Origin of the sequence: Pedobacter sp. GSP4 (assembly GCF_051857575.1) — a bacterium.
Taxonomy (GTDB): domain Bacteria; phylum Bacteroidota; class Bacteroidia; order Sphingobacteriales; family Sphingobacteriaceae; genus Pedobacter.
This window is the reverse complement of record NZ_JBPZIR010000001.1, coordinates 798,884-813,133: the sequence shown is the minus strand read 5'-3', so window position 1 is coordinate 813,133 and position 14,250 is coordinate 798,884. Positions and strand designations below refer to the sequence as shown.

Here is a 14,250-nt window from a genome sequence, read left to right as displayed (position 1 = left end):
TTGAAGGACTGAAGGAATATAAATAAGTGAAGGATTGAATTTTGAAGGATTAAATTGTTTGCATTACGCTTAAAACATTCTCTCAATCACTCATTCCATCATGCAATAAATATAAATGAGCGAAGGATAGAATTTTGAAGGATTGAATATTGGCATCACTAATCCCATTCTCTCATTCAGTCAATCCATCATTCAATAATTAAAACTAAACATGATCATAACTAAAAAACCAAGAACATATATTCCACAGGATTTAACCATTACCTGGGAAAGCCTTGAGCCCATTTTTACCGAACTGCAAAACCGTCAAATTGAAAATGTTGCTGGTCTTGAGCAATGGCTAAAAGACCGCTCAGAGCTTGAAGCGGCTTTAGAAGAAGATTTTGCCTGGAGATATATCAAAATGAGCTGCGATACAGCCAATGAGGAACTGGTTAAGAATTTCCAGTATTTTGCTACCGAAATTTCACCAAAGATTTCTCCCCTATCCAACGAATTGAACAAGAAATTTGTGGATAGCCCTTTTATGGACGAACTGAACAAAGAGAAATATTTCGTTTACAACAGGGCAATTAAGAAAGACCTGGAATTATTCCGCGAAGAAAACATTGAACTGTTTACCGAATTACAGGTTAAACAGCAAAAATACCAGGGCATTACCGGCGCCATGAGTGTCGAAATTAACGGACAGGAATATACACTCGAGCAAGCTTCTATCCTGGTAAAAGACCTTAACCGTGAAGTACGCGAAAATGCATGGAAAACCATTCAGCAACGCCGCTTGGTTGATAAAGATGATTTGAACATCCTATTTGATGAGCTGATCCGCCTGCGAAACCAGGTTGCCCTAAATGCAGGTTTTGAAAACTACCGCGATTACATGTTCCAGGCATTGGGCCGTTTTGATTATACCCCGCAGGATTGCTATGATTTTGCAAATGCCATAGAAAAAGAAATTGTTCCAATACTGAAAGAGCAGGCCGAAAAACGGAGGGAGGCTTTAGGTTTAGCCACCTTAAAACCATGGGATTTAGAGGTAAGCGTAAGCGGTAAGCCAGCCTTAAAACCTTTTAACAACGGCGCAGAATTAATTGATAAAAGTATTGCCTGTTTTAATGCCATTGATGAAAAACTTGGCGCTAAACTAGCTACCATGAAAGCCAATAACCTTTTCGACGTAGAAAGCAGGAAAGGCAAAGCACCGGGCGGTTATAATTACCCGCTGGCGGAGACAGGTGCGCCATTTATTTTTATGAACTCTGCCAATTCCCTGCGCGATTTGACCACAATGGTACATGAGGGTGGACATGCCGTACACACTTTCTTAACCGCCGATTTAGAGTTAAACGACTTTAAACACTGTCCATCCGAAGTTGCCGAACTCGCATCAATGAGTATGGAACTTATCTCAATGGATAATTGGGATGTTTATTTTGATAATGAAGAAGATTTAAACAGGGCCAAAAAAGAACAGTTGGCCGATGTGTTAAAAACTTTGCCTTGGGTGGCCGTAATCGATCAGTTTCAGCACTGGATTTATACCAACCCCAACCATACTGCAGCTGATAGAGAAGAAACCTTTAAACAGATTTATAACCGTTTTGGCGCAGGTTTTGCAAACTGGGACGATCTGGAGCAGCAATTTGGAAACATCTGGCAAAAACAGCTGCACTTATTCGAAGTTCCCTTTTACTACATCGAATATGCCATTGCCCAATTGGGTGCCATAGCGGTTTGGAAAAATTACAAAGAAAATCCAGCGAAAGCTTTGGATCAGTACCTGGCTGCCCTTTCTTTAGGTTATACCAAACCCATGAACGAGATTTATGAAACCGCCGGAATCAAATTTGATTTCAGTGCCGAATATGTTAAAGAGCTGGCCAATTTTGTAAAAACCGAACTGGAGAAACTGAGTTAAGGTAAATGGTCTAAAGGCCTAGAGCAAGGTTTGCCCATTAAAGAACAAAAAGGCCATAATATAAATCTCGGCTTCTCCGGAAGTCTGTACCGTTGAGCCTGTCGAAACGCCCGCAATGTATTACGCAGGTTCTTCGACGGGCTATCATTTACAGACCTAGTAGAAGAATCGTCATTTCGACTGGAGCCAGCTGGTTTTTTACTGGCAGCGGAATGGAGAAATCTATAGCGATAGATTTCTCGACTACGTTGCACTCCGCTCGAAATGACGACTACTAAGTGACTGTCGATATATTGATTTTATAAATTAAATTTAAATTCAGGATGACAATCTGTGTTGATGATACAAATTTATTTATGATGATTAATTCTGAAAATACAGTTTTTTAATTTACTGTTTCCTTTTTTCTAAGCCTCAAAATAAAGAACATAATCACCAGCGATAAAACTATCATAATCAAATAACTATAGCTTAGGTTACGTTCGTCTTTGGCAGGCACAATATTTACAATACCATAGCTTAAAAAAGAAACAATCACATAGGTAATGCCACCGGTTAAGCCACCTGCAATGCCCGCATTTTTAGGAAATTTGCTTAAACAAAAAGTAAAATAGTTGTTAAAGGTAAAACCAGCTCCAATGTGTATCAAAAAAGCAAAGAAAATTAGCGAGTAAAGGTTACTGATGAAGTTTAAGCTTAACATCATTAAAACCACAAATACCAGTTGTAGAACCGAATTAATGGCCAATCTTTTAAAAAACGGGCGGTTAATGGTTGCTTTACCTATAAATCCGCCAACCATCCAGGCAAAACCCAATATTAAAGAGCTATAACCTGCAATTACAGGCGATAGCTGTAAGTGGTGTTCGATAATGAAAGGGCCTGTCATGTTGTACACCATTACCATACAATAAGCTAAACCAAGCATTACAATACCCAAAGTAAAACTTGTGGTTTTAACCATGGTAGCATAAATACCTGCTATTTTCTTTAACTGAAAATCGGTAAAGTGCTTTAAGGTTTCACCACTGAAAAAATATTCTAAAAAGGCAAAAACCAGGGCAAAACCCGCCAAAAAATAAAAGTTAGACTCCCAGCCAAAAGCAGTTTGGAGATAGCCGCCTATAAATGGGGCAACAATTGGCCCTGTAGACCAGATAATCGAAAACATACTGAGGTAATGCTTCAGTTGGTCGCCCTCAAAGAGATCGACAAAATAGGCTCTTTTGGCCACAACAATAGCACCTACAGTAAGCCCGTGTATAACGCGCATAAGGTAAATGATATAAATATTATGTGTGGTAGCAATGATGATGCTGGCTGCAGCAAAAATGAGCAGCGAGTATAATCCGATTTTATAACGGCCAAAACTATCCAGTACACTGCCTATAAAAAGTTGGGCAACACCATAGCTGATTAAAAAGATGCTTAATGTAAGCTGAACCTGAACATTGCTCGCCTGCATTTCGCCGGCCATGGTAGGCAACGATGGAATATAAATATCAGTTGCGAAGCCCGAAAGCGGAATGAGCGCAAAGGCCAGTAAAGTGGCCAGGCCCTGATGGCGTTCTTCAATATACTTTATAGGTGCAGTATTGGCATTCATGGGTATAATTGTATTTATTAATATTTAAATCAAACAATGCAAACAGCTGTTTTTTCAGTGTGGTTGAATTGGAGCAACAAAATTAGGATTTATAGCATGCTAAAAATTATGCAAATCAAACAAAGGATTATTCAAGCCAAATAATTGCATTTTTTTACATCAATCCAATAAATCGGCTAGTTTAAAAGGCAGTTTCATGCCTAAATGTTGTGTAATGAAAATTATATCCTGCTTTAAACGTTTTTAGCCAAACTTTTTATAAGTTTGAAGAAACAACCAAGCAAAAGATGTTCGAAAAGCTATTCAGAAAGAAATCCATTTCCAAGATATTACAAGATGCAGCAAAAGGCTACGGAGACCACGAAAATACTTTACATAAAACACTCGGTGTTCGCGATTTAACAGCTTTTGGTATTGCAGCAATTATTGGTGCTGGTATTTTTAGTACAATAGGAAAAGCGAGTGCAGATGGTGGTCCGGCGGTAATTTTTTTGTTCATTTTTACAGCTGTTGCCTGTAGTTTTGCAGCCTTTGCCTATGCAGAATTCGCATCTATGGTTCCGGTTTCGGGCAGTGCATACACTTATTCTTATGTAGCCTTTGGCGAACTGGTTGCCTGGATCATCGGCTGGTCGTTAATTATGGAATACTCCATCGGCAACATAACCGTAGCCATATCCTGGTCTGATTACTTCACAGGACTACTCTCCACCATAAAAATACCCTTTTTAGGCATAGATGGCATCCACGTACCCGATTGGATGACCATGGATTACCTAAGTGCCTATAACGGACATAAACATGCGGAAGCTTTACTTGCTGCCGGCAAAAACCTGGCCGATCTGGATGCAGCTACCGCCCTGGCCAACAACGCCTGGCTTACTGCGCCACAAATTGGCACCTTTCACCTGGTTGCAGATATTCCTGCACTCGGCATCATCATTTTAATTACCTGGTTAATTTACCGCGGTATGAAAGAGAGCCGCAATGCCAGTAATGCCATGGTAGTGGTTAAACTGGCGGTAATCCTTTTGGTTTTAGCAGTTGGTATTTTTTATGTAGATACCAAAAACTGGAATCCTTTTGCACCTAACGGTGTATCAGGAATATTAAAAGGTGTTTCGGCTGTATTCTTTGCCTATATCGGCTTCGACGCCATTTCTACTACTGCCGAAGAATGTAAAAACCCCCAGCGCGATTTACCCCGCGGCATGATGTGGGCCATTATTATATGTACCATACTTTATGTGGCCATTGCGCTGGTATTAACCGGTATTGTAAAATCAGATACATTAGCCGTTGGCGATCCACTGGCCTTTGTTTTTGATCAGATTAATTTAAAACTTATGAGCGGTATTATTGCCGTTAGTGCTGTATTTGCCATGGCAAGTGTGCTTTTGGTTTTTCAAATGGGTCAGCCACGTATTTGGATGAGTATGAGCAGGGATGGATTATTACCGAAATCTTTTTCAAAAATCCACCCGAAATATAAAACACCATCTTTTGCCACCATTGTTGTGGGTTTCGTAGTTGCGGTTCCATCTTTATTTATGAACCTCACCATCGTTACCGATCTCTGTTCTATTGGTACTTTGTTTGCCTTTGTATTGGTTTGTGCAGGCGTACTGGTACTGCAGAACAGGCCAGATGTGCAACGTGGTAAATTTAAAATCCCTTATGTAAACAGCAAATTTATTGTTCCCATTGCTTTTGTGGCCAGCATTATTTTTGCCTTTACCCAATATGGAAAAGAAACGAAGGCTTTCTTCTTCAATTCGCCTAAAACCATTGAAACGGTAAGTTTTGTAACCTCTTTAAGCGGTGATGAACTTAAAATCGTAAAAGAAGAGATTGTTAAAAATGCGGCCCCACAGATTATCCTGGCCGAAAAGGTTGATGCCGAATCTTACCTGAGCGCTTTACCGGCTGATCGTTACGAGCAGTTTATTGCATCATCAAAAGTATCTGTCGAAAAGAAGTACGAAAGTGGTTGGGGCTTATTTAAACATAAAATACCGATGTGGATTTTCCTGATCATCTGCGTGCTGATTACCTTTTACTGCATTACCAAGAATTTATCATTAATTCCGGTTTTAGGATTGATCAGCTGTTTATACATGATGTGCGAGCTGGGAATTTCAAACTGGATCGGCTTCGGTATCTGGTTGGTTGTAGGCTTAATTGTTTATTTTGCCTATGGTTATAAGCACAGTAAGCTGGCAAATCCGGAGGTTTAGAAGGGTCAAAATTATGGTGGACTTCTAAGGATAAGGGAGTAATAACAAGCATATCACATGAAATACAATCCTTTAATCCATCATCGAAGATCGATCAGATTAAAGAGTTACGATTACTCAAAAACAGGAGCTTATTTTATCACAATCTGCTGTGAAGATAGACTACATAGATTCGGAAACGTTTCAGACGGTGAAATGATCTTAAATGAATTCGGAGCTATTGCTTACAATGAGTGGATTAATTTAACTGATAGATTTTCAAACTTCGAACTTGATGTTTTTCAGATCATGCCCAATCATATGCATGGCATCATCGTCTTGTCTGATATTGAAACAACCGTCGGGGCAACCCTTGCGGTTGCCCAAGAAGAAGATACGGTAAACCGGGCGACCGCAAGGGTCGCCCCGACAATTTCTGACATCGTTGGAGCTTACAAATCGATTGTTTCAAATGCATGTCTACAATTATGCAAATCGCAAAATAAAACAATGGGAAAGCTTTGGCAAAGGAACTATTACGAACATATCATCCGTGATGCAAGAGCCTACCAGAATATATCGGACTATATCATCAATAATCCAAAAAAATGGAATGATGATAAATTTCATCTCTAATACAAAAATCCCCTTCCAGTTAAGAAAGGGGATCTTATTTATTTCTTTTTGATAAAAGCCATCGCGGTAATCATTACCAGCCCCAGGCCTGAGGCAATCATGTAATTATTTGCATGATCCAATTGGTATATTTTGGCTGCAGGACCTGCTACGAAAAGCACAATACCCAATATTAAAATAGCTAACCTCATTGTTTAAACAGGTAGCCTATTTAATTCAATATCATCTGGCGTAACAAAAATCAATGGAACCTTTTCTACGTCAACATAGCTGCTATCCAAACCAAAACTGCGCTCTTCTGATAAACTTAGCCTTTTAAGGATGAAGTAATAATCCATAATGGTACGTTCGTAGAAACTCAGCTTTGTAAATTTAGAAAGGTGTTTCTCTAAAAGTACAAACCTAAAATCGCCGGCAATTTTATGTTTGTTTAATGATTTATACTGACTGGTAATATCAACCTCGCCATTTTTAACCAAATCTTCAATTACTTTACGGTATAACAGATTAACGCGCTGCTCTACCCTGAAACCCAGTTTAAAATCGATGCGGATTAATTTACCAGGGATTAAAAATTCAACTTTGTAATCCATGGTATAAGGTTCGTCCATTACATCTACGTGCACCAACCAATATACATCGGCCCTCTTAGGCTCTTTTTGGATAATCGAATAAATAATTTTCGATTCTATTTCTGTTTTAAAGTTGGCACTGGTAAGGTAAACCAGTTGAGAAGAATATTTAGGCACGGATTCATCACTGCTCAGCTCGCTTAAAATCTGGTAATAATCTTCAATTTCTACATACTTCACGAATCTGTTTTTGATCTTACGGGCCACAAACCAGCTCCACATTACCGTAAACAGCGCCGAACCGATCAATACCGTTAACCAACCACCTTCTGAAAATTTGTGCAGGTTACTGAAAAGAAAAGTACCCTCAATCAGCACATAAACAGAAATAAAAATGGCAATGAGGTATTTAGGAAAGCGTTTACTCCGTAAATAAACACTCACCAAAATGGTGGTCATTAACATCGCTATCGTGATGGAAAGGCCATAAGCCGCATCCATTTTAGAAGATTCCTGCCAGAAGAAAACAATGCTACAACAGCCCAGCCAAAGCATCCAGTTGATAGAAGGCACGTACAGCTGACCTTTTGAAACTGATGGATAAATAATCTTGATCTTCGGCCAAAGGTTTAAGCGTACAGCCTCCGATATTAAGGTGAAAGAACCACTAATTAAAGCCTGACTCGCTATAACGGCAGCCATAGTGGCCAAAATTACCATCGGCACCTGAAAATGGCTGGATACAATCTGAAAAAAAGGATTCATTTTAGAGCCCGGGATGAAGGTTTGCTCATTTTGCAAGATCCATACCCCCTGACCTAAATAATTCAAAATCAAGGTTACTTTTACAAAAATCCAGCTGATGCGGATATTGTTCCGTCCGCAGTGGCCCAAATCAGAATATAAGGCCTCGGCTCCTGTGGTACAAAGAAAGACCCCACCCAAAATCACAAATGCCTTGCTATTACTGATTAATAAGCTTACCGCATAATAAGGGTTAAGTGCCTTTAATATCGTAATATCCTTAACGATGAATAACAATCCGGCTATTCCCAAAACGGTAAACCACACAAACATTACCGGGCCAAAAAGCTTGCCCACCAAGTTGGTTCCAAATTGCTGTATTATAAAAAGAATTGTTAAAATGGCAATCACCACCGGAACGACAGGAACATCAAATCTGTTTGTTAATCCTTCAATGGCTGATGTTACGGTAATACTCGGCGTAATCACCCCATCGGCCAGGAGCGCGCAGCCCCCAACAATAGCAGGTATAATTAACCATTTTGCCTTTTTTCTGACCAGTGAAAACAGGGAGAAAATACCGCCTTCACCTTTGTTATCGGCCCTTAGGGTAATAATAACATACTTAATGGTGGTTTGCAGGGTAAGTGTCCAGATGATGCAAGATAGAACACCAAGAACAACATCTGTGGTAATGGATCCAGGATTTTCGATAACACCATCTTTTAAACCCAAAATACTGGTGAAGATTGCATTTAAGGTATACAGAGGTGATGTACCAATATCTCCGAACACAATTCCTAAACTAATTAGAACCCCGCCGGCGGTTAACGCGTTGACATTTTTATGATTTGACACTTCGTTGATTATTTTAGTGCGGCAAAAGTAAACTAACTATAACAATTTAACAACCAAATTATTGTGTATTTTTAACACTATGAAAATTAAATATTATTGTTAAATTGTGTTAAATTATGGCTTTTAAACAAAATGTTTAATTTCTTTGTTTTAAATTAATACATTTGCTTTTATAATTTGATGAAACTCTACACTAAGATAACGTTACTCACCAAAATTGCGTGCACATTGTGCATCGCATTGCTGTGCAGCGTAAATTCTTGGGCACAACAAGCTGATAGTATTAAGATTAGCTTAAAAAACAGAACCAAAAAAGTAAGTAGAGTTCCCGAAATTAAAGCCAATATTACCCCATATAAGCCGCTTTACATGTCGTTAGGCGGAGCTGGAATGTTTAATACCTACTCTACCACTCCCAAAAGTGCAACCGTAGCTGCCAAAGATAAGCTGTTAACCATCGTAAAAATCTACCCTAACCCGGTTGAAGATCAGCTGAACATTATTCTTTCAATCGGAAAGGACGGCACGCAAACAGCCATCAAAATAATTGATTTATTGGGTAACGAAGTCGCCACCTTATCAAATGAGCGTTTAAATGCGGGCGAGCAGACCAAAAGCTTCATTATTCCCAGCCGTATTAATCCAGGAATATACTTTTTAAGGGTTATTGCCGGTTCAGAAAGTCAGGTAAAACGGATCTCAGTTTTATAACACCATTTTCTTTTCTATTTTTGATTGATATGGGTTTGGCCCATACAATTTATCATATACATATTTTTACACATGAAAATCATTGCTATTGGCAGAAATTATGCCGAACATGCCAAAGAACTGAACAATCCGGTTCCAACCACTCCAGTAATTTTCCTGAAACCCGATACAGCAGTTTTAAAAGACAATAAACCTTTTTATCTGCCCGATTTTTCAGATGATGTACATTATGAACTTGAGGTAGTGTTAAAGATCTGCAAAGAAGGTAAACATATTGCCGAAAAGTTTGCAGCCAATTACTATGATGAAATAGGGTTGGGAATCGATTTTACAGCGCGAGACATCCAAAGCAAGCACAAAGAAAAAGGATTGCCCTGGGAACTGGCCAAAGCCTTTGATAACTCTGCTCCTATCAGCATTTTTGCCCCTAAAAGCAATTTTGAAGATTTGTATAACCTAAATTTTGAATTAAAGGTAAATGGCGAAAGCCGCCAAAAAGGCTATACTAAAGATTTATTATTCTCGTTCGAGAAGATAATCAGCTTTGTTTCCCAGTACATCACTTTAAAAAAGGGCGATTTAATTTTCACGGGAACACCAGAGGGCGTTGGCAAAACAAACCGCGGCGACAAGTTAGAAGCTTGGCTGGAAGGCAAACAACTTTTAAATTTTGATGTTAAATAACGAATGATTAAAAATCCGATCCCCAGTTTTACCGCGTTTTCTATTCTATTTTTATTCACATTTAATTTTGCGCTTGCCCAACAGATTTTCAGCACCAATAAGTATCCGATAACCGATTTTAGGCAGCCTTTAGATATTACCCCGCCCGCACTTGCAGGCTCTTTTGGCGAAATCCGCGGCAACCATTTTCACTCGGGAATTGATTTCCGCACCAACCAGCGCGAGGGTTATCCGGTTTATGCCGTAGCCGATGGTTACATTTCGAGGTTAAGGGTTCAGAACAGTGGTTTTGGCCAGGCGCTTTATATTAATCATCCAAATAGTTATACCACCGTTTACGGCCATTTACAACGTTTTGCACCTAAAATTGCTACTGTTGTAAAAAACCTGGAATACGAAAAAAAATCTTTTGAGATCGATGAATTTCCAGATGCTACGTTAATTCCGGTACACAAAGGCGAGGTTATTGCCTGGTCGGGCAACCGTGGCAGTTCTGGCGGCCCACACCTGCACTTCGAAATCAGGGATACCAAAACCGAAGAAACCATAAATCCCCAGTTTTTCGGCATCATTATCCCCGATAATATCCCTCCGGTTATACATGGCCTATATGCTTACCGCCTAAATGGAAAAACCTTTAACGAATTTACGCCAAAACAGGCCATTGCCATTAGTGGAGCAAACGGCAGTTATAAAACCACAGCGCCTATTAGTTTAACCGGCGAGGTTGGTTTCGGCATTGTGGTAACCGATAGGCACAATGGTTTATCTGGCACCAATGGCGTATATTCCATCCAATTGGAAGTTGATGGCAAAAAAGTATATACCTCTGCCTTAGAGCGCTTTGCTTTCGAGGATAGTAAAGCAATTAATTCGCATATTGATTACCCAACCTATTTAAATACCAAGAGGAGCATCCAAAAGAGTTTTGTTGAACCCGGAAATCCGTTAAAAATTTATAGTGGACTGGTAAACAGTGGCAGGATTAATTTTAATGACGGTGTTTCGCACCAACTGCGCTACATCGTTACCGATTCGAAAGGCAATTCGTCGGTTCTGCCTTTCACTGTTAATGCCGGATCGGCCCCCATTGCAGTTCCAGTTGGCGCTTCGGGAATAATTTATCCTTACAATAAGGTAAACGAATTTAACGCAGATGATGTTATATTGGTTTTTCCGATGGGAACGCTTTACAGCGATTTAAACTTCAGCTACAAAAAACTGCCTAAACCAGCAAGCAACGCATGGTCGGCCATGCACCAGATCCATAACAGATATACCCCTTTACATGTTGGCTTCGATTTATGGATTAAAGCCGATAACCTTCCAGAAAATTTAAGAAGCAAAGCTTTAATTGCCAACAGCAATGGTTCATCGCAGGGCGGAACTTTTGACAATGGTTATATTAAAACCACTCCAAAGAACTTCGGGAGTTTTTACATCACCACCGATACCATCGCCCCGAGAATTGTCCCTATCAACATTGGTGAGGGCAAAAATATGGCCGGATTATCCAAAATGACATTTAAGATCAGTGATAACCTATCTGGCATTAAAAGTTTTAATGGCTATATCGATGGAAAATGGGTGTTAATGGAATTTGATGCAAAAACTGCCACACTTTGGCACAGTTTCGATGAAAGAACCTCAACGGGGAAACACAGCTTTGAGCTGGTGGTGGCTGACATGAAGGAGAATACCAGGCGCTATAACATTACATTTTTTAGGTAAACAGGCCAATTCATTAAATAATCTGGCATAAAAAGACTTTTAACTGTCATATTTTATAATGTAATGAACACTATAATGAGTTAAACTGTTTAAATTGCACAATCAATCATTTTTTACCATTCAAAATTCAATCATTTAAACATGGCAGAGTTAACCGAGGGCGATCAAGCACCTGCAATTTCATCGAAAGACCAAAACGGAAACGATATCTCACTAAACGATTATAAAGGCAAAACTGTAGTGCTTTATTTTTATCCAAAAGATGATACGCCGGGATGTACGGCAGAAGCTTGCGATTTTAGGGACAATTATCAGGGTTTACTGGCAAAAGGCATTGCGGTTTTGGGCGTAAGTGTTGACGATGAAAAATCGCACCAAAAATTTGCAACCAAACATAGCTTACCTTTTACACTTTTGGCCGATACCGACCAGAAAATTGTAAATGATTACGGCGTTTGGGCAGAAAAAAATATGTACGGCAAAAAATATATGGGCACGGTACGTACAACTTTCATCATAAACGGCGATGGAAAAATTGCCCATATTATTAAAAAGGTTGACACTAAAAATTCAACGCAACAAGTACTCGATTTAATCAATAACTAATTATAATATAGCGGGTAAAATATTACCTTTGCTATGTAACAACAACCTCTTATTTCAATGAAACATACAATTAAAGAGCTAGAAGATATTGCCTCGCAGATCAGACGGGATATCGTTAGAATGGTTCACGGATGTCAATCTGGTCACCCGGGCGCTTCGCTGGGCTGTGCAGATTTTTTTACCGCTTTATATTTTGAAGTACTGAACCATAAAACAGATTTCACGATGGAAGGTGCTGGCGAAGATTTATTTTTCTTATCAAATGGACATATCTCTCCGGTTTGGTACAGTACTTTAGCTCACGCAGGCTATTTTGATAAAAGTGAACTGGCAACTTTCCGTAAGCTAGATTCTAGATTACAGGGCCACCCAACAACTCACGAGCACTTGCCAGGTATCCGTATTGCTTCGGGTTCATTAGGCCAGGGATTATCAGTTGCCATTGGTGCAGCTTTAGCGAAAAAATTAAACGGCGATAAATCTTATATTTTTGCTTTACTGGGTGATGGAGAATTACAGGAAGGGCAAAACTGGGAGGCAGCAATGTTTGCTCCGTTTAACAAAGTAGATCATTTAATTGCATCAGTTGATTACAATGGGCAGCAAATTGATGGTCCAACAAGCAAAGTACTTGCTTTGGATGACTTACAGGCAAAATTCGAAGCTTTCGGATGGCACGTAATCAATACAGATGGTAACGATATGCAGGCTATAGTAGAAGGTTTGCACTATGCTAAAACTTTAACCGGAAAAGGTAAACCAATCTTAAATTTAATGAGTACGCAGATGGGTGCTGGTGTAGATTATATGATGGGTACGCACAAATGGCACGGTACTGCACCAAATGATGAGCAATTGGCCGCAGCGTTAGCACAATTACCAGAAACTTTAGGGGACTACTAACCCCCCATCCCCTTGATGGGGGAGTAAATAACATTTAATTTTAACTACAAATAAAGCCCCTTTAGGGGTTTGGGGTATGAAGAAATACACATATACAGAGAAAAAAGATACACGTTCGGGATTTGGTGCTGGCTTACATGAAGCAGGAAAGAAAAACGAAAATGTAGTTGCCTTATGTGCCGATTTAGTTGGATCGCTAAAAATGGATGCTTTTATTAAAGATTTTCCAGAGCGTTTTACTCAGGTAGGTATTGCAGAAGCCAACATGATTGGTATTGCTGCAGGAATGACAATTGGTGGTAAAATTCCATTTACCGGTACTTTTGCCAACTTTTCTACTGGCCGTGTTTACGACCAGATCCGTCAATCAGTAGCGTATTCAAACAAGAACGTGAAAATTTGTGCATCACACGCAGGTTTAACCTTAGGTGAAGATGGTGCAACCCACCAAATTTTAGAAGATATCGGTTTAATGAAAATGTTGCCGGGCATGGTGGTAATTAATCCTTGCGATTATAACCAGACCAAAGCAGCAACTATGGCCATAGCAGAATACGAAGGTCCGGTTTACTTGCGTTTCGGCCGTCCGGTAATCCCAGTATTTACAGATCCAGATCAGAAATTCGAAATCGGTAAAGCATGGATGGTTAACGAAGGTACAGATGTAACCATTATTGCTACCGGCCACATGGTTTGGAAAGCGATTGAAGCTGGCGAGAAATTGGCCGAACTGGGTATCGATGCAGAAATTATAAATATCCACACCATTAAACCTTTGGATGATGAGGCGATCTTAAAATCAGTTAAGAAAACCGGATGCGTGGTAACCTGCGAAGAACACAACAAATTTGGTGGTTTGGGCGAAAGTGTAGCGCGTTTGTTAACTACCGAACTGCCTACTCCACAAGAGTTTGTGGCTACAAATGATACTTTCGGCGAAAGCGGAACCCCAGATCAACTGATGTCTAAATACGGCTTAGATGCTGTAAACATTGTTGAGGCGGTTCAAAAAGTAATCGGCAGGAAAAAATAGAATTAAAAATTTAACCACAAAGACACCAGCAA

Annotated in this window: 12 protein-coding genes; 9 read left to right on the top strand and 3 right to left on the bottom strand. The window is 39.6% G+C overall.

Annotated features, from left to right (window positions below; all coding sequences use genetic code 11):
- Positions 1-211: 211 nt before the first annotated feature.
- Positions 212-1,918, top strand: coding sequence for a M3 family oligoendopeptidase (locus ACS5PU_RS03295; RefSeq protein WP_439457839.1), 1,707 nt, complete (start codon positions 212-214; stop codon positions 1,916-1,918).
- A 385-nt stretch (positions 1,919-2,303) separates the two neighbouring features.
- On the opposite strand, the gene ACS5PU_RS03290 is transcribed toward ACS5PU_RS03295, so the two are convergent.
- On the bottom strand, positions 2,304-3,524 hold the full coding sequence (locus tag ACS5PU_RS03290; protein ID WP_439457838.1) for an MFS transporter: 1,221 nt from the start codon (positions 3,522-3,524) through the stop codon (positions 2,304-2,306).
- Positions 3,525-3,811: 287 nt separating this feature from the next.
- On the opposite strand from ACS5PU_RS03290, the gene ACS5PU_RS03285 reads away from it, so the two are divergent.
- A complete protein-coding gene (locus ACS5PU_RS03285) occupies positions 3,812-5,761 on the top strand; it encodes an amino acid permease (RefSeq protein WP_439457837.1) in 1,950 nt (649 codons plus the stop codon).
- Between the two features lie 57 nt (positions 5,762-5,818).
- A complete protein-coding gene (locus tag ACS5PU_RS03280; protein ID WP_439457836.1) occupies positions 5,819-6,376 on the top strand; it encodes a transposase in 558 nt (185 codons plus the stop codon).
- Between the two features lie 38 nt (positions 6,377-6,414).
- Here the strand turns inward: ACS5PU_RS03280 and ACS5PU_RS03275 are convergent, their stop codons facing one another.
- Complete coding sequence (locus ACS5PU_RS03275; protein WP_439457835.1) at positions 6,415-6,567, bottom strand: hypothetical protein; 153 nt, start codon at positions 6,565-6,567, stop codon at positions 6,415-6,417.
- A gap of 3 nt (positions 6,568-6,570) precedes the next feature.
- The gene (locus tag ACS5PU_RS03270; RefSeq protein ID WP_439457834.1) at positions 6,571-8,550 is read right to left on the bottom strand and encodes a KUP/HAK/KT family potassium transporter; all 1,980 of its coding nucleotides are present in this window, start codon (positions 8,548-8,550) and stop codon (positions 6,571-6,573) included.
- Positions 8,551-8,730: 180 nt separating this feature from the next.
- Here ACS5PU_RS03270 and ACS5PU_RS03265 point away from each other — a divergent pair, with 180 nt between their 5' ends.
- From ACS5PU_RS03265 to ACS5PU_RS03240, 6 genes are all read left to right on the top strand, one after another.
- Positions 8,731-9,261: a T9SS type A sorting domain-containing protein gene (locus ACS5PU_RS03265; protein WP_439457833.1), complete on the top strand. Its 531-nt coding sequence runs from the start codon at positions 8,731-8,733 to the stop codon at positions 9,259-9,261.
- A gap of 72 nt (positions 9,262-9,333) precedes the next feature.
- The gene (locus tag ACS5PU_RS03260; RefSeq protein ID WP_439457832.1) at positions 9,334-9,945 is read left to right on the top strand and encodes a fumarylacetoacetate hydrolase family protein; all 612 of its coding nucleotides are present in this window, start codon (positions 9,334-9,336) and stop codon (positions 9,943-9,945) included.
- 3 nt (positions 9,946-9,948) lie between these two features.
- Positions 9,949-11,676 carry a M23 family metallopeptidase gene (locus tag ACS5PU_RS03255; RefSeq protein ID WP_439457831.1) on the top strand — a complete coding sequence of 576 codons (1,728 nt, stop codon included), beginning with the start codon at positions 9,949-9,951 and terminating at the stop codon, positions 11,674-11,676.
- Between the two features lie 141 nt (positions 11,677-11,817).
- Complete coding sequence (gene bcp / locus ACS5PU_RS03250) at positions 11,818-12,282, top strand: thioredoxin-dependent thiol peroxidase (RefSeq protein ID WP_439457830.1); 465 nt, start codon at positions 11,818-11,820, stop codon at positions 12,280-12,282.
- A gap of 57 nt (positions 12,283-12,339) precedes the next feature.
- A complete protein-coding gene (locus tag ACS5PU_RS03245; protein WP_439457829.1) occupies positions 12,340-13,185 on the top strand; it encodes a transketolase in 846 nt (281 codons plus the stop codon).
- Between the two features lie 76 nt (positions 13,186-13,261).
- A complete protein-coding gene (locus ACS5PU_RS03240) occupies positions 13,262-14,218 on the top strand; it encodes a transketolase family protein (protein ID WP_029274068.1) in 957 nt (318 codons plus the stop codon).
- The last annotated feature ends 32 nt before the right edge of the window (positions 14,219-14,250 follow it).

Coding starts and splice junctions, on each gene's coding strand:
- ACS5PU_RS03245 (WP_439457829.1), top strand. CDS start 12,340: ATGAAACATACAATTAAAGAGCTAGAAGATATTGCCTCGCAGATCAGA.
- ACS5PU_RS03260 (WP_439457832.1), top strand. CDS start 9,334: ATGAAAATCATTGCTATTGGCAGAAATTATGCCGAACATGCCAAAGAA.
- ACS5PU_RS03240 (WP_029274068.1), top strand. CDS start 13,262: ATGAAGAAATACACATATACAGAGAAAAAAGATACACGTTCGGGATTT.
- ACS5PU_RS03280 (WP_439457836.1), top strand. CDS start 5,819: ATGAAATACAATCCTTTAATCCATCATCGAAGATCGATCAGATTAAAG.
- bcp (WP_439457830.1), top strand. CDS start 11,818: ATGGCAGAGTTAACCGAGGGCGATCAAGCACCTGCAATTTCATCGAAA.
- ACS5PU_RS03290 (WP_439457838.1), bottom strand. CDS start 3,524: ATGAATGCCAATACTGCACCTATAAAGTATATTGAAGAACGCCATCAG.
- ACS5PU_RS03285 (WP_439457837.1), top strand. CDS start 3,812: ATGTTCGAAAAGCTATTCAGAAAGAAATCCATTTCCAAGATATTACAA.
- ACS5PU_RS03275 (WP_439457835.1), bottom strand. CDS start 6,567: ATGAGGTTAGCTATTTTAATATTGGGTATTGTGCTTTTCGTAGCAGGT.
- ACS5PU_RS03295 (WP_439457839.1), top strand. CDS start 212: ATGATCATAACTAAAAAACCAAGAACATATATTCCACAGGATTTAACC.
- ACS5PU_RS03255 (WP_439457831.1), top strand. CDS start 9,949: ATGATTAAAAATCCGATCCCCAGTTTTACCGCGTTTTCTATTCTATTT.
- ACS5PU_RS03265 (WP_439457833.1), top strand. CDS start 8,731: ATGAAACTCTACACTAAGATAACGTTACTCACCAAAATTGCGTGCACA.